This is a genomic window from Flavobacterium sp. GNP011 (genome assembly GCF_056428925.1).
The window spans coordinates 58842-76658 of the sequence record NZ_JBWJVJ010000020.1; the positions used below are offsets into that span (position 1 = coordinate 58842).

9 protein-coding genes, 2 tRNA genes and 2 rRNA genes are annotated in these 17817 nt (G+C 38.6%); 8 read left to right on the top strand and 5 right to left on the bottom strand.

The window, feature by feature from the left end; all coding sequences use genetic code 11:
- Positions 1-40: 40 nt before the first annotated feature.
- From AC061E_RS14475 to AC061E_RS14495, 5 genes are all read right to left on the bottom strand, one after another.
- A 23S ribosomal RNA gene (locus AC061E_RS14475) occupies positions 41-2926 on the bottom strand.
- Positions 2927-3114: 188 nt separating this feature from the next.
- Positions 3115-3188: transfer RNA gene (locus AC061E_RS14480), tRNA-Ala, on the bottom strand.
- 104 nt (positions 3189-3292) lie between these two features.
- Positions 3293-3366: transfer RNA gene (locus tag AC061E_RS14485), tRNA-Ile, on the bottom strand.
- A 131-nt stretch (positions 3367-3497) separates the two neighbouring features.
- Positions 3498-5011: ribosomal RNA gene (locus AC061E_RS14490) — 16S ribosomal RNA — on the bottom strand.
- Together the 16S and 23S rRNA genes with 2 tRNA genes alongside form the textbook arrangement of a ribosomal RNA operon.
- Before the next feature lie 861 nt (positions 5012-5872).
- Positions 5873-6550 (bottom strand): DUF4294 domain-containing protein, encoded by a 678-nt coding sequence (locus AC061E_RS14495; RefSeq protein ID WP_158727731.1) that lies wholly within the window; start codon positions 6548-6550, stop codon positions 5873-5875.
- An 82-nt stretch (positions 6551-6632) separates the two neighbouring features.
- Here AC061E_RS14495 and AC061E_RS14500 point away from each other — a divergent pair, with 82 nt between their 5' ends.
- The 8 genes from AC061E_RS14500 (at position 6633) to AC061E_RS14535 (ending at position 17791) form a co-directional block, all read left to right on the top strand.
- Positions 6633-7724, top strand: a complete 1092-nt coding sequence (locus AC061E_RS14500; RefSeq protein WP_478286877.1) for a M42 family metallopeptidase — start codon at positions 6633-6635, stop codon at positions 7722-7724.
- Between the two features lie 495 nt (positions 7725-8219).
- On the top strand, positions 8220-10511 hold the full coding sequence (locus AC061E_RS14505; RefSeq protein WP_478286878.1) for a DNA topoisomerase 3: 2292 nt from the start codon (positions 8220-8222) through the stop codon (positions 10509-10511).
- Positions 10512-10698: 187 nt separating this feature from the next.
- The gene (locus tag AC061E_RS14510; protein ID WP_478286879.1) at positions 10699-11178 is read left to right on the top strand and encodes a DUF6265 family protein; all 480 of its coding nucleotides are present in this window, start codon (positions 10699-10701) and stop codon (positions 11176-11178) included.
- A 187-nt stretch (positions 11179-11365) separates the two neighbouring features.
- Positions 11366-13513, top strand: a complete 2148-nt coding sequence (locus AC061E_RS14515; RefSeq protein ID WP_478286880.1) for a TonB-dependent siderophore receptor — start codon at positions 11366-11368, stop codon at positions 13511-13513.
- 59 nt (positions 13514-13572) lie between these two features.
- Complete coding sequence (locus AC061E_RS14520) at positions 13573-14718, top strand: PepSY-associated TM helix domain-containing protein (protein ID WP_478286881.1); 1146 nt, start codon at positions 13573-13575, stop codon at positions 14716-14718.
- A 257-nt stretch (positions 14719-14975) separates the two neighbouring features.
- Positions 14976-16481, top strand: a complete 1506-nt coding sequence (locus tag AC061E_RS14525) for an ankyrin repeat domain-containing protein (RefSeq protein WP_478286882.1) — start codon at positions 14976-14978, stop codon at positions 16479-16481.
- Between the two features lie 4 nt (positions 16482-16485).
- Positions 16486-16968: a DUF2271 domain-containing protein gene (locus AC061E_RS14530; protein WP_478286883.1), complete on the top strand. Its 483-nt coding sequence runs from the start codon at positions 16486-16488 to the stop codon at positions 16966-16968.
- A 136-nt stretch (positions 16969-17104) separates the two neighbouring features.
- Positions 17105-17791: a PepSY-associated TM helix domain-containing protein gene (locus AC061E_RS14535; RefSeq protein WP_478286884.1), complete on the top strand. Its 687-nt coding sequence runs from the start codon at positions 17105-17107 to the stop codon at positions 17789-17791.
- Positions 17792-17817 lie beyond the last annotated feature (26 nt).

Genomic DNA, 17817 nt, shown 5'->3' on the forward strand with positions numbered 1-17817 from the left:
AGAAAGTTTCTCCCTCCCGATTACTCGGGAGGAAAAGGGTGTACATAAGCTTACGGGTTATTAGTACTACTCGACTATGACATTACTGCCTTTACATCTATAGCCTATCAACGTGGTCATCTCCCACGACCCTTAAAAGAAATCTCATCTTGTGGTGGGTTTCGCGCTTATATGCTTTCAGCGCTTATCCCTTCCAAACGTAGCTACTCTGCGGTGCCACTGGCGTGACAACAGATACACTAGAGGTTTGTCCAATTCGGTCCTCTCGTACTAGAATCAGATCCACTCAAATTTCTTGCGCCCACAGTAGATAGAGACCGAACTGTCTCACGACGTTCTGAACCCAGCTCGCGTGCCACTTTAATGGGCGAACAGCCCAACCCTTGGGACCTTCTCCAGCCCCAGGATGTGACGAGCCGACATCGAGGTGCCAAACCCCCCCGTCGATATGAGCTCTTGGGGGAGATCAGCCTGTTATCCCCGGCGTACCTTTTATCCTTTGAGCGATGGCCCTTCCATGCGGAACCACCGGATCACTATGCTCTACTTTCGTACCTGATCGACCTGTATGTCTCTCAGTCAAGCTCCCTTATGCCATTGCACTCTACGCACGGTTACCAAGCGTACTGAGGGAACCTTTAGAAGCCTCCGTTACTCTTTTGGAGGCGACCACCCCAGTCAAACTACCCACCAAGCAATGTCCCCCACATTATGGGGTTAGGCCTCAGATAAACAAAGGGTTGTATTTCAACAATGACTCCACAACGCCTAGCGACGCCACTTCACAGTCTCCAACCTATCCTACACATCATTTATCCAAGGTCAATACTAAGCTATAGTAAAGGTGCACAGGGTCTTTTCGTCCCACTGCGGGTAAGCGGCATCTTCACCGCTACTACAATTTCACCGAGCTCATGGCTGAGACAGTGTCCAGATCGTTACACCATTCGTGCAGGTCGGAACTTACCCGACAAGGAATTTCGCTACCTTAGGACCGTTATAGTTACGGCCGCCGTTTACTGGGGCTTCAATTCAATGCTTCTCCGAAGATAACATCTCCTCTTAACCTTCCAGCACCGGGCAGGTGTCAGGCCCTATACTTCATCTTACGATTTTGCAGAGCCCTGTGTTTTTGATAAACAGTCGCCTGGACCTCTTCACTGCGGCCAGCATTGCTGCTGGCGACCCTTCTCCCGAAGTTACGGGTCTATTTTGCCTAATTCCTTAGCCATGAATCTCTCGAGCACCTTAGGATTCTCTCCTCGACTACCTGTGTCGGTTTGCGGTACGGGTACTTATTACCTGAAGTTTAGAGGTTTTTCTTGGAAGCCCTTAGGCGCACTATCTCTTCTACCGAAGTATCCGAGTACTATCGTATTTCCCCAAAACCCGTGGATTTGCCTGCGGGTCTTATAGGTAGGTACTTCAACGAACTATTCCGTCAGTTCGCGGCGCTTTCATCACTCCGTCACCCCATCACAGTAATAACTAGTACGGGAATATTAACCCGTTGTCCATCGACTGTCCCTTTCGGGTTCGCCTTAGGTCCCGACTAACCCACAGCTGATTAGCATAGCTGTGGAAACCTTAGTCTTTCGGTGTGCGGGTTTCTCGCCCGCATTATCGTTACTTATGCCTACATTTTCTTTTCTAACCAGTCCAGCATGCCTTACGACACACCTTCAACCCTGTTAGAATGCTCCCCTACCACTCCATAATTTAATATGAAATCCATAGCTTCGGTAATACGCTTATGCCCGATTATTATCCATGCTCGTCCGCTCGACTAGTGAGCTGTTACGCACTCTTTAAATGAATGGCTGCTTCCAAGCCAACATCCTAGCTGTCTGGGCAGACAAACCTCGTTCTTTCAACTTAGCGTATATTTGGGGACCTTAGCTGATGGTCTGGGTTCTTTCCCTCTCGGACTTGGACCTTAGCACCCAAGCCCTCACTGCACGGAAACATTATATAGCATTCGGAGTTTGTCAGGAATTGGTAGGCGGTGAAGCCCCCGCATCCAATCAGTAGCTCTACCTCTATATAACTTTATGCCGTGCGCTGCACCTAAATGCATTTCGGGGAGTACGAGCTATTTCCGAGTTTGATTGGCCTTTCACCCCTACCCACAGGTCATCCGAAGACTTTTCAACGTCAACCGGTTCGGACCTCCACACTGTGTTACCAGCGCTTCATCCTGCCCATGGGTAGATCACACGGTTTCGCGTCTAACACTACTGACTAAAGCGCCCTATTCAGACTCGCTTTCGCTACGGATCCGTGGCTTAACCACTTATCCTTGCCAGCAACGTTAACTCGTAGGCTCATTATGCAAAAGGCACGCCGTCACCCCACGAAAGGGCTCCGACCGCTTGTAAGCGTATGGTTTCAGGATCTATTTCACTCCGTTATTCACGGTTCTTTTCACCTTTCCCTCACGGTACTGGTTCACTATCGGTCTCTCAGGAGTATTTAGCCTTAGCGGATGGTCCCGCCAAATTCAGACAGGGTTTCACGTGCCCCGCCCTACTCAGGATACCACTATTCATTATACTCGTTACCCATACGGGACTATCACCCTCTATAGTGTCACTTTCCAGTAACTTCCGGTTCCTTGTACATAAAATATCGTGGTCCTACAACCCCAACATTGCCGTAACAACATTGGTTTGGGCTAATCCGCGTTCGCTCGCCACTACTTACGGAATCACTTTTGTTTTCTTCTCCTCCGCCTACTTAGATGTTTCAGTTCAGCGGGTTTGCCCACCTATCGGTGTACTATCTCTTCAAGATAGTGGGTTGCCCCATTCAGGTATTTACGGATCAACGCATGTGTGCTGCTCCCCGTAACTTTTCGCAGCTTATCACGCCTTTCATCGCCTCTGAGAGCCAAGGCATCCCCCATACGCCCTTATTTTGCTTATTGTACCAATCTTAAATTTAATTAAGACCGTTTTCTTTGTCTTTTACTATAAATAGTAAAAAACGCTTTCTACTTTTTATTATTTCTTATCTCAATATGTCAATGAACTTTATTTAGGTCGAAAGTTATAAAGTCTAAGGTCATAAAGTCATACTTTTGACTTTCAGACTTTAGTCTTTCGACTAAATTTGTGGAGAATAACGGAGTCGAACCGTTGACCTCCTGCGTGCAAGGCAGGCGCTCTAGCCAGCTGAGCTAATCCCCCGTTTTTAGTTGGCAGTTATCAGTCGCAGTTCGCAGTTGGATAACGTGCTCACTTTAACGTGATTTCACTCTTCTTCTAAAATTTCCTTATTTAAGTCTAAATAGTTGTCTCGGACAGACTCGAACTGTCGACCCCTACATTATCAGTGTAGTACTCTAACCAGCTGAGCTACGAGACACTCTTATTCTTAAATTTTTATTCTTTTTTTTTAAATTAACAGCAAGAGTAATAAAATGTTGGTATCTGTTTCCAACTTGAACTTTCGTCTTCTTTCCCTAGCGTGTATTACTACTAACACTAAGGCTCTAGAAAGGAGGTGTTCCAGCCGCACCTTCCGGTACGGCTACCTTGTTACGACTTAGCCCTAGTTACCAGTTTTACCCTAGGCAGCTCCTTGCGGTCACCGACTTCAGGCACCCCCAGCTTCCATGGCTTGACGGGCGGTGTGTACAAGGCCCGGGAACGTATTCACCGGATCATGGCTGATATCCGATTACTAGCGATTCCAGCTTCACGGAGTCGAGTTGCAGACTCCGATCCGAACTGTGACCGGTTTTATAGATTCGCTCCTGGTCGCCCAGTGGCTGCTCTCTGTACCGGCCATTGTAGCACGTGTGTAGCCCAAGGCGTAAGGGCCGTGATGATTTGACGTCATCCCCACCTTCCTCACAGTTTGCACTGGCAGTCTTGTTAGAGTTCCCGACTTGACTCGCTGGCAACTAACAACAGGGGTTGCGCTCGTTATAGGACTTAACCTGACACCTCACGGCACGAGCTGACGACAACCATGCAGCACCTTGTAAATTGTCTTGCGAAAAGTCTGTTTCCAAACCGGTCAATCTACATTTAAGCCTTGGTAAGGTTCCTCGCGTATCATCGAATTAAACCACATGCTCCACCGCTTGTGCGGGCCCCCGTCAATTCCTTTGAGTTTCATTCTTGCGAACGTACTCCCCAGGTGGGATACTTATCACTTTCGCTTAGCCACTGAACTTGCGCCCAACAGCTAGTATCCATCGTTTACGGCGTGGACTACCAGGGTATCTAATCCTGTTCGCTACCCACGCTTTCGTCCATCAGCGTCAATCCATTAGTAGTAACCTGCCTTCGCAATTGGTATTCCATGTAATCTCTAAGCATTTCACCGCTACACTACATATTCTAGTTACTTCCTAATAATTCAAGTCAGACAGTATCAATGGCCGTTCCACCGTTGAGCGATGGGCTTTCACCACTGACTTATCTGACCGCCTACGGACCCTTTAAACCCAATGATTCCGGATAACGCTTGGATCCTCCGTATTACCGCGGCTGCTGGCACGGAGTTAGCCGATCCTTATTCTTACAGTACCGTCAAGTCTCTACACGTAGAGGTGTTTCTTCCTGTACAAAAGCAGTTTACAATCCATAGGACCGTCATCCTGCACGCGGCATGGCTGGATCAGGCTTGCGCCCATTGTCCAATATTCCTCACTGCTGCCTCCCGTAGGAGTCTGGTCCGTGTCTCAGTACCAGTGTGGGGGATCTCCCTCTCAGGACCCCTACCCATCGTTGCCTTGGTAAGCCGTTACCTTACCAACTAGCTAATGGGACGCATGCTCATCTTTCACCGTTGTGACTTTAATAGTGGTTTCATGCGAAACTGCTATACTATGAGGTATTAATCCAAATTTCTCTGGGCTATCCCTCTGTGAAAGGTAGATTGCATACGCGTTACGCACCCGTGCGCCGGTCTCTAGGTCCGAAAACCTATACCCCTCGACTTGCATGTGTTAAGCCTGCCGCTAGCGTTCATCCTGAGCCAGGATCAAACTCTTCATCGTATATTGTTTGTTCGCCGTGGCGAACTATTGTTATTCGACTCAGTTCTAGTGGTTTTTTCAAATCTTCCGATTCTATTACTCTTATTCTTTATGTTCTGTTCTTGCGAACAAAACGGCTGTCAATTCAATATGTCTAGGAACGTATTCTTACTATTTTTTCGCCTTTCGTTTGTTTCTCAAAGCGGGTGCAAAAGTAGCTATTCTTTTTTTAACTGGCAAGAAAAAATTGAAGTTTTTTTGAGATAATTTTTACCTCGTTTACTTCTCTATTTCTTATCAATCTTTCAAGGAACTTCCGTTGTTTTGCGGGGTGCAAAGATAACTTTCATTTTTAAATCTCACAAGCTTTTTTTAAAGTTTTTTTAAAGAGTAAATCTCTATTCACTTTGTTTTTCTTGCCAATCATTTAAAGAACGTCTGCGCTATTGCGGGTGCAAAACTACAACCTTTATTCGCTTTTACAAGCTTTTTTTAAACCTTTTTTTAAAGTTTTATTAACTTTTAAACTAAAGCACTGATTAATCGAATCTTAAAACTTAAACTTTTTTTAAGTTATTTTGAATTTTGATAAATATTCAGTGAAATCATGACCTTGGAGGGTATTTCAATGTTTTATTACTATATATAGGTAGATAGACTTTCTATACTATATATAAGGTATAACTCAAATCAACTCTTATTACATTCTCGCTATTGACTCCTCTCTATTGAAGAAACACATACATTATAAGGAAAAACATCAATCCTTTAATTGTGCTTTTTTTTAAATATATAGTAAATTGGCGCGGAGATCTATTCTAAAAGAAATCAAGTAGAACTAAACTTATTGAAACTCTTATTTAATAGAAAGTAAATATATCATCATTTTTTTAAATTCTCAGCTCGTTTCACCCAGGAATCGTTTAAAGTATCATAATCTATAACAATTGCTGGTTTTTGGTTTTGAAGCCTTCCAGCTTCAAATGCTCTAAATAATATGGTTTCTATTAAATAATCTTCGTTTACGGTATATGGAGCATATTTTGTTTTAAGATTGATATCAAATAAACTTGCTGCGGTATTTGACCAAAATGCTTTCCAACCGCTCTTGAGGGTTTTTACAAGCTCATAAGTAGTAGTGCCTGTTTGCCTGTGAATAAGCTTTACTAATATTTGGCCTTGCTTGCGGGATAGTTTTTTGAGTTTGGCTTCAAATTCATTACTCAAATAACCCTCAACGATTTTAAAATATTTTTTCTTTTCTTTATTCGTTTTTAAATTCGCCATGCCTTTGTTAAGATTTGTCAATCGCTCCGATGCTATTTTTGCATAAGGATACACTTTATATACTCTACTTTGTAGCAATAAGAATTGTTTTCTAGCTTCTGGATCTAGTTTCTCTTTTGAAATTAAAATCTCTGGCAGTTGTATGGTGTCATTTATTTCATATTCATCTTCACCAAGTTCGTAACCTATTTTTGTAGTGTCTTGAGGTGTTGTCTGTGCATTTGAGAAGTGAACACAAAAAATAATTAATAAAGCTATAAGCAATGGTTTCATGTTTCGAATTTTTAAAATCAAAATTATACAATATATGTACAAGTGTGATGCCAAATTTTTAATTTAGCAAAAAAAATATTTTATGAGTACAACAACATTATTAAATACAACTTCCTTAGCCTTTTTAGAAAAATACTTAAACAACGCCTCCCCGACTGGCTACGAGAGCGAAGGTCAAAAAATATGGATGGATTATTTACGCCCATATGTAGATACCTTTATTACGGATACCTATGGAACTGCTGTAGGAGTTATAAACCCAGATGCTCCATATAAAGTAGTTATTGAAGGACATGCCGATGAAATTTCATGGTATGTAAATTACATTACTGAAGATGGATTACTTTATGTGATACGCAACGGCGGATCTGACCATCAAATTGCTCCATCAAAGAGAGTGGATATTCATACTAAAAAAGGTATTGTAAAAGGGGTATTTGGCTGGCCAGCTATCCATACAAGAAGTAGAGCCAAAGAGGAAACTGCCAAAGTTGAGAATATTTTTATTGATATAGGTTGTGAGACAAAAGATCAAGTAGAAGCTATGGGTGTTCATGTAGGCTGTGTAATTACGTATCCAGACGAATTCATGATTTTAAATGAAAACAAATTTGTTTGCAGAGCCATTGACAATCGTATGGGTGGTTTTATGATTGCCGAAGTAGCTAGAATGTTACACGAAAATAAAATCACACTACCGTTTGGTCTTTATATTACCAATTCTGTGCAAGAGGAAGTGGGCTTGCGTGGCGCAGAAATGATTACCAAAACCATACGACCAAATGTTGCTATTGTAACCGATGTATGTCATGACTCAACCACGCCGATGATTGATAAAAAAATAGAAGGCGACACTAAAATAGGTAAAGGACCAGTGATTACCTATGCCCCAGCTGTACACAATACACTGCGCGAAATAATTCTTGATACAGCTATTGCAAATGAGATTCCGTTTCAAAGATTAGCTTCGTCAAGAGTAACAGGTACAGATACTGATGCATTTGCCTATAGTAACGGAGGTGTAGCATCGGCTTTGATCTCTTTACCGCTACGTTACATGCACACTACAGTAGAAATGGTTGATCGGTCTGATGTAGAAAATGTGATACAGCTTATTTACAAAACCTTACTTCAATTAAAAAACAACGATACGTATTCTTATTTTAGTAAGTAGCCGTATCTATTTAAAAACAACTCAAAACCTTCCTTGAGTTGTTTTTAAATTTTTCTTCGCTATCTGGTTAATTCCCGGATAGCGAAGAAAATATTAATATACTTGGTTAGTCAAAAAGTTCAGAGTTCCATTTTATTTTTGGATCTAATGCTTGACAAATCCCATAAATAAGACTACTTGGCCATTTTCATGAGAACAATTTGAAGCTGGTACAGGAATAGATTCGTGCTAGAATTTCACTAAATATTTACGTTTAGGACTCTTGTGTTGCACTCTACTCCTTTTGAAAAAGAATATAATCTATTGAGCCCTGATAGCAGCGGCATCCTTTTATCCCGATTTTTTTTCGGGATGAAAGATATAGCGGATAGCAGGAGGAGTTTTACTTATTAAGAAAGAAGTACTGCTCCCAAAAAAGCTTTTGAAAACTCAGTGTGATTTGTTTTTTGATATCCTTTCTAAATTGCTAATTTGCGCCCTTAAATGTATATGAAGATGAAGGTATGTATTGCCGAAAAACCTAGTGTGGCAAGAGAAATTGCAACTGTACTGGGTGCCAACACTAAACGAGATGGATATTATGAAGGGAATGGTTATGCAGTTACCTACACTTTTGGACATTTGTGCACGCTTAAAGAGCCTAATGATTACAAACCACACTGGAAAAGTTGGGATTTGAATAACTTACCCATGCTTCCTGAGAAATTTGAAACCAAAGTGGTGGAAAATTCAGGAATCCAAAAACAGTTTAAAATTGTAAAACAATTGTTTGACCAAGCAGAAATGGTTATTAATTGTGGTGATGCTGGCCAAGAAGGAGAACTCATTCAGCGCTGGGTTATGAACCAGGCACACTATAAAGGAGTGGTGATGCGACTTTGGATTTCCTCTTTGACAACCGAAGCTATTAGAGAAGGTTTTCAAAACTTAAAACCCTCCAGCCAATACGACAACTTGTTCTATGCTGGTTTTTCTAGGGCTATTGGTGACTGGTTGCTGGGTATGAATGCCACTCGACTGTACACCGTAAAACATGGTGGATACAAGCAAGTCTTATCTATAGGCAGGGTACAAACTCCTACTCTTGCTATGGTTGTAGAACGGTATAAAGAAATTATGAATTTCAAACCACAACCCTACTGGGAATTACAAACCATGTACCGTGAAACTCTTTTTAATTATGAAGAAGGTAGGTTTTTAAAGAAAGAAGAAGGTGAAATTCTGGCTCAAAAAGTAAAAGAAAGCCCGTTTGAAATTATTGCTGTTGACAAGAAAAACGGCAATGAGTATGCTCCAAAATTATTTGACCTAACGGGATTACAGGTGTATTGCAATACTAAATTTGGTTTCTCAGCAGATGAAACTTTGAAAATTGCACAGCTGTTATACGAACAAAAAGTAATTACTTACCCTAGAGTAGACACCACTTTTTTGCCCAGTGATGTGTATCCAAAAGTGCCTGGTATTTTACAAAAATTAACGGCTTACGCACAATTGACCGCTCCCTTATTGAATAAGAAAATTAAAAAATCAAGTAAGATTTTTAATGACAGTAAGGTAACAGATCACCATGCAATTATTCCCACGGGTGTACAAAATAACTTGTCCTACAACCACCAGCAAGTTTACGATATAATAACCAAACGATTTATCGCTGTTTTTTATGACGATTGTCTTGTGGCAAATACTACGGTGCTGGGTAAAGCTGCCGATGTAGTTTTTAAAACAACTGGTAAAATAATTTTAAAAAAAGGATGGAGAGTTGTTTTTGAAGATCCAACTGCCAAGGAAAAAGAAACCGATCTTTTACCCTTGTTCAACATTGGCGAAAGCGGCCCTCATGAACCTTCTTTCTTAGAAAAAGAAACGAAAGCGCCCAACCAGTTTACCGAGGCTACGCTATTAAGAGCCATGGAAACTGCCGGAAAACAAGTTGAAGATGATGACCTTCGTGAACTCATGAAAGAAAATGGTATTGGCAGACCATCAACCCGAGCTAACATTATTGAAACCTTATTCAAGAGGCAATATATTATTCGTAATAAGAAACAGGTATTACCCACTGCAACCGGCATTCAACTGATTGACACCATTCAAAATGACATGGTAAAATCAGCAGAACTCACGGGTTCTTGGGAAAAACAACTTCGGGATATAGAAAAAGGAACCTATTCTGCCGCTTCATTCATTAATAATATGAAACAAATGGTAGGAGCACTTGTTGATGAAGTTCGTCTGGAAACCCGTCGTGCCATACATGCAACACCACTGCATGAGGAAAAGAAAATTGCAAAACCCATAAAAAAATCACCTGCCGGAATTGCACAACAAAAATGCCCAAAATGCAAACAAGGATCGCTAATAAAAGGAAAAACAGCCTACGGTTGTAGTGCCTATCAATCTGGATGTACGTTTTTATTACCTTATGTTTATGCCGAAAAAAAGATTTCAGAAAATCAATACTTGCGCTTATTGCAAAAAGGATCCACCGTAAACTTGAAAGATTTTAAAACACAAGCCGGTACAGTAGAAGGATTATTGCGTTTTGACGATAATTTCCAGCTTGTACTTGAACAGAAGAAGACTTTGGCGAAAGCCGTACCCGACGAATTAACCTGCCCAAAATGCAAAAAAGGAACCGTATTAAAAGGAAAATTAGCCTATGGATGCAGCCAGTATAAAGTAGGCTGTACCTTTAACGTTAGTTTTATTAAGGTTCGGGAGCAGTTAAATGGAGTCGTTGCTACAAAAGATCTTGTACACCAAATTCTTATCAGTAATAGTTAGTTTTCTAGAGCTTATCCAGCTATCCGCTATATCTTTTTATGATTAAAAAAAATCATAAAAAGGATGCCGCTTCTATCTGGGCTAAGAATGACAAGTAAACTATAATTGGCAATTAAATATTTCAACAGAAATCACATCTTTTTTATAAATTTGTAAGGCACAAAATATTCATCCTTAAATACATTCCATGAAAAAATCAGCCCTAATTATCTTGTCCGTAATATGTATTTTTAGTTGTAACAAAAATAAAACTAGTGAAAAGGAAAAAATAAAAGCAGCACAATGGATCATAGGAAACTGGAAATACAAAACAGCAACCGGAACCCTTACTGAGAACTGGACAAAAAGCAATGACAGTACTTTACTTGGCACCTCATTTTACATACAAGACAAGGATACCATACATCATGAAACAATTGTACTACAACAAAACGGTGATAATCTCACTTACACAGCAACAATAAAAGGACAAAATAATGACCAACCCGTTGCTTTTACATTAAGTAATGCAACAGAAAAAACAATGGTTTTTGAAAACCTGAAAAACGATTATCCTCAAAAAATTACATACACTCAAATTGATTCAAATAATATCGTAGCCAAGATTTCAGGAAAACTACAAGGCAAACCAAGCACCGAACAGTTTGGACTAAATAAAATTAAGTAAACTTTTCACAATTTCTAAAGATAAAACTCGCTGTATTCAGCGGGTTTTTTTATGCCAAAATCTCAACATCATTATTAGATAGCTTCTTTAACCTTTTAAAATTTTATTTTTATTTATTCTAAATAAGCTTTGCAAAAAAGAATCAACTCTTTATATTTGCATTGTTATTTTAATTAAATCTAAATAAATGAAAAATATATTACTATTTCACATTAGTTTATTACTACTTGGTACTAGTTTGCTAGCACAGGAAAAAAAAGAAACAGCCCAAGATTCCCTTAAAGTATTAAAAGAAGTAATTGTGAACACCAATAAATATAAGTACAAAAGAGAAAAAAGCACCACGGTTTCAAAAATGTCTTTAAACAATATCGAAAACCCACAAGTTTACAATACCGTAACATCAGAGCTGATGAAAGAACAAGTAGTAACCAACTTCAATGATGCCCTGAAAAATGCTACGGGAATAACGCGCTTGTGGGAATCTTCAGGTCGAGGTGGCGATGGGGCCGAATATTTTTCGATGCGAGGCTTTTCGGTACAACCAACTATGATCAACGGTTTGCCTGGTATTAATAACGGTAGTATAGATCCCGCCAATATAGAAACCATCGAAGTTATTAAAGGTCCATCCGGAACCTTATTTGGCAGTAGTTTGATTTCATATGGTGGCCTTATTAACACTGTAACTAAAAAACCTTACTCTAAATTTGGTGGCGAAATCAGTTATAATGCAGGATCGTATGGAATGGACCGACTTACAGCTGATGTTAATGTACCTCTAAACTCAGATGTATCCGTACGCTTGAATACAGCGTATACCAATGAGAATTCGTTTCAAGATGCAGGTTTTAACAAAGCTTTTTTCTTTGCACCTTCGCTTAGTTATAAAGTAAACAACAAACTTTCTTTTTTGATCAACACTGAGTTTACCAATCGCAATTCCGCAAATGCACCCATGTTGTTTTTAAATAGAAACACTGCTCTTTCTTTCAACTCAATGACACTTTTCGAAAAAAACTATGATAAGTCATTTACTTCTAACCAATTGTCCATTAGCAATCCTACCTATAGTTTACAAGCTCAAATGCTCTATAAAATGTCTGATACATGGAGCTCTCAAACAGTTCTATCGCGCGGCAATAGCACTAGCAATGGCTATTATGCCTACTTGTTTGACAATTCGAATGGTAATGATTTTACAAGATTTATTTCCAAAAGAAACGGAGCTACTCTCACCACCGACATTCAACAAAATTTCATTGGAGATTTCAAAATCGGAACACTGCGTAACCGTTTGGTTGCCGGAATCGATTATTACCAATCTGACATCAACAACGGCAGCAGTGGATGGATCGGTAACGGAATAGTATCTCTGGAAAACGGCGCCGATACTGGTAATTTGACTCAAGCAGGAGTAGACAATCTTTTGGCAGGATCGTTCGAGGGCAATTCAACGGCTGCAACTGAAGTAATCAGTGCTTATGCTTCAAATATTCTGAATATTACACCAAAATTATCGGCAATGATCAGTTTACGAGTAGATCATTTCAAGTCGACTACCGCTGATGAAACAGCAAGCCAATCGGCCGTTTCTCCTAAATTTGGATTAGTATACCAATTTTTAGAAGACAAAGTATCGGTATTTTCGAATTACATGAATGGCTTTGTAAATGTAGCACCTCAAAGTGTATCGGATGCAGATGGATCTAACATACGTATGCAATCTTTTGACCCAGAAAAAGCCAATCAATATGAATTTGGTTTAAAAACAAATCTGTACAAAGAAATTATCTCTGCAACGATCAGCTACTACAATATTGACGTAAAAAATCGACTGATGACTGATCCTACCAATATTAATAATTCTATACAAGGGGGCGAAGTAAATAGTAAAGGTGTCGAAGTGAGCTTTACAGCTAACCCTATGGAAGGACTTAACATCATTGCAGGATTTAGCAATAACAAAAGTGAAGTAACAAAAGACAATCCTGGTGATGGCTATTTGGGATTAAGACCTGAAGAAGCGGGTCCTGAAACTTTAGTTAACTTTTGGGCAAATTACAAAGTGAAATCTGGAAAATTAAAAGGTTTTGGACTTGGACTTGGAGGAAATTATGCAAGTGAATACAAAACATTAAACCGTGCCAACATTGGTACATTTTCGTTACCAAGTTATACTATCGTTAATTCGGCAGTGTCGTATTCAAACGATAAATTCAACCTTGCATTTAAACTGAATAATGTTTTTAACGAAAAATATTATTCTGGTTGGTCGACTGTAACACCGCAACGTTTGCGTAACGTAACCGCAAGTTTGGCTTATACGTTTTAATCACATTCCAATATTTTCAATAAACTCCTTGCGCCAGTGAGGAGTTATAACCATTTAAAATGAAGAATAGTTCGTTAAAAAAAGCCATTCGCACCGTACATCTTTGGCTTGGGTTGTCTTCTGGACTCCTTGTTTTTATTATTGCTATAACGGGCTGTTTGTATGCTTTTCAAGAAGAAATACAAAACATCACTGAGACCTATCGCTTTGTTAAACCGCAAAAAAAAGCTTTTTTACCTCCATCAAAATTAGAGGAAATTGCCCGTCAAGAACTACCCAATAAAGCATTGCATGCCATTAAATACAATGAAAAAAACAATGCTGCAGAGGCCATATTTTTTCATTTTGAACCCAGCTATCATTACACCACTTATCTTAATCCGTACACAGGCGAAGTTCTAAAAACGGTCAATCATGAAGAAGGTTTTTTTGCTTTTATTCTTGATGGACACTTTTATTTGTGGTTGCCGCATAAAATTGGTCAAACGGTGGTTGCATCGGCTACAATCGTATTTCTAATTATGTTGATTTCAGGTTTTTTACTTTGGTATCCAAAAAACAAAAGCGCTGCCAAACAACGTTTTTGGTTTCGATGGAAAAAAACAACGCAATGGAAACGCAAAAATTACGATTTGCACAATGTAACTGGTTTTTATGTGTTAGTCATTGGAATTATCTTTGCTATTACAGGCTTGGTCTGGGGGTTTCAATGGTTTGCTTACTCCTACTATAAAATAGTTGGTGGCGAAAAATCATTGGTGTATGAAGACCCAAAATCTGAAATCAAACCAAAAGCGTTACTTGATGTCAAAATGCCATCTATTGATGCCGTTTGGATGCAAATGCAACAAGAATATCCCAATGCAGTTGCAATTGAAATTCATCCACCTGAAACAAATTCCTCTCCCTTTGCTGCCAATGCCAATAGCGAAAAAGGAACCTACTGGCAAATTGATTACCGTTACTTCGATCAATACAGTTTAAAAGAACTTGCTGTGCCCCACATTTTTGGTAGAAAATCAACAGATAAAGTTGCTGATAATCTCCTGAAAATGAATTATGACATTCACACAGGCGCCATATTGGGCTTAGGAGGAAAAATATTTGCTTTTGTTAGCAGTTTATTGATTGCTACTTTACCCATTACAGGGTGCTACATTTGGTGGGGACGACGAAAAAAGAACAAAACACAAGCATCATCATAAATTAAAACATACCCTAAAACCAAAAATGTTTACTACAACAATATTAAACCTTTTCGTGTTTTTAACATCCAAATAAGCAATAAAAAGGATGCTCACAAGTGCAGATAAAATTCAATTACAAGTCATAAAATTTTGTGATAATTGCTACAATTATTGCTAAAGATATTATTTTAATTTTTACATTTGCATTATTTTTATTTAATCTAAATAACTGAAAGTAAAACACACTTTATCGTATACAAAGCATATTACTAATTATGAAAAAAAATCTAATACTTTCACTTGCCTTGTGTGCTACCGCATGGATGAGCGCTCAACAAAAAAACAGCTTACTTGACCAATCCTTTTGGAAAACAAAACCAGATGTGAATACTGTAAAAGCTGAAATAGAAAAAGGGAATGACCCTGCAGGACAAACAGCAAATGCTTTTGATGTTACCGTAATGGCAATTAATAATGATGCGCCAGAAGCGACTATAAAATACCTTTTAGAACAACCCGGCAATGAAGTGAGTAAATTGACACATGACAATCGTATTTACTTACATTGGGCAGCAAACAGAGGGAATACGGCAATTGTAGAACATTTAATTGCTAAAGGGTCTGATATTAATCTAGAAGACAGTAAAGGCGAAACCCCACTTACTTTTGCCGCAATTGGAGCCCAAAGCAACACGGCACTTTACGAAGCATTTTTTAAAGCAGGGACAGATCCTAAGAAAAAATATAGAGATGGAGTAAACCTATTGCACATGGCTATTGCGGCTGATAAAAGTTTGGCACTGACCAATTATTTTACCTCAAAAGGAATGTCTTTAAAAGATACCGATGCTGATGGAAACACCGCTTTTGATTATGCTGCAAGATCAGGAAATATAGCCTTGCTGAAATCACTTATTGAAAAAGGAGTAAAATATACCAACAACGCATTACTTTTTGCTGCTCAAGGATCAAGAAGAGAGGTGACTTCACTAGAAACCTATAAATATTTAGTAGAAGATTTAAAACTTAAACCTACTACTGCCAATAAAAACGGAGAAACGGTTTTGCATTTTTTAGCTGGAAAGCCAAACCAAATTGAAATAATCAATTATTTTCTGGCAAAAGGTGTTCCTGTAAACACAAGTAATACTGAGGGAAATACTCCGCTCATGGTGGCGGCAGCAGCCCGAGACATAGCTGCATTAGAATTATTGTTACCACTTGTTTCAAATATCAATGCTCAAAATGAAAAAGGAGAATCGGCATTGACTATTGCTGTGAAATCAGGAACTCCCGAAGCAGTTACAGCATTACTAAATAAAGGTGCAAATCCAAAAGTGCTAGACAAAGATCAATACAATCTAGGGTACTATTTAATTCAATCCTACAGACCAATGACCGGTAAACCAGAAAATTCAAACGGTTCCATTCAAGATCCATTTGATCTGAAAATGACATTTTTACAAGAAAAAGGACTTGATTTAGTTGCGACTCAAAAAGACGGCAGTACTTTAATTCATTTTGCAGTTGCAAAAAATGATTTGGGTTTAGTCAAAAAATTGTCTTCATTGCCAATAGACTTAAATTCCAAAAACAAAGACGGATTAACAGCACTTCACAAAGCCGCCATGATTGCAAAGGATGATGTTATGTTAAAATTTTTATTAAGTATAGGAGTAAAAAAAGATATTACTACTGAATTTGATGAAACGGCATACTCTTTGGCTAAAGAAAACGAGACGCTTACCACAAACAAAATTGATCTAGAATATTTAAAATAAAAATATGAAATCCATACTTAAAATATCGTTAATCCTATTATTATTGTGTTTTACAACAAATCAAGCAACTGCTCAAAGTAGTAAATACAAATGCATGTTACAAATGTCAAACTATATGGGCGAAGGAGCTTACATTGTAGTTTCACTAGTGAATGCAAAAGGAGAATACGTAAAAACGCTTTATGTAATGGGCGATGATAAAAAATGGTACAAAACATTAAAGGAATGGCACAAATTTTATGCTAAAAAACCTGAAAATTTAAGTGCTAAAACAGGCGCATCTGTAACAGGAGGCGACCGTAGCATAACTACTATTGAAATTGAAGATGCTAAAATCAATAAAGGATTTAAATTGCGTTTTGAAACCGCTGTAGAAGATCACAAATACCACACCACCGATATTGAAATTCCACTTACTACTGAAGGAATTGCGGCTAAAACTGAAGGTAACAATTACATCAGATACGTGCGTTTAAATAAAATTTAAAAACACATAGTACTTGAATTAAAACAAATTGACCCTTGCTTTTTAAATGAATGCAAGGGTCATTTTTAAATAAATCACATACTTTGATCCACTCTCAATTTTATAATTAGAACGGATAAGTAATTATTTTCATATTATGACTCTCTCTTTTTGGCGATTATCACATTTAGCTCTAGCTTTATTCTCGGCGTTGTTTTTAATATTAGCATCAGTTACAGGAGTGATTCTTGCTGTTGATGCTATTCAGGAAAAAACTCCACCCTACAAAGTTGTTAATTTTGATACCCTCACATTAGACAAAACTATTACAGCAGTTAGAAACGTTTACCCAGAAATAACTTCGGTACGTGTAGATCACAATCAGTTTGTAATTTTAGAGGGAATAGACGGTCAAGATCAAGATATCAACGCATACATAAATCCTAATACTGGGAAAATCCTTGGGAAACCTGAGAAAAAAAATGAATTTATCCTATGGACAACTGCACTTCATAGGTCTTTATTTTTAAAAGAAACAGGAAGATTCATCGTTGGTTTTATCTCTTTGATGCTCGTTTTAATCAGTATTTCAGGATTAGCACTGCTAATAAAAAGGCAGAAAATTTTTCGTGGCTTATTTTCTAGAATTGTTAAAGAAAACTTTGCGCAATACTACCATATTGTTTTAGGAAGATGGTCTTTGATTCCGATTCTAATACTTGCCATTACAGGAACTTTTTTGACACTAGAGAAGTTCAATTTTTTTATGGATTCTACTGAAACAGAAACTAAAAATACAACTACTATAACCCATACTCCAACAAATCCGGTCTTCTATTTTTAGTATGTTCATAGGCCATATCCTCGCGC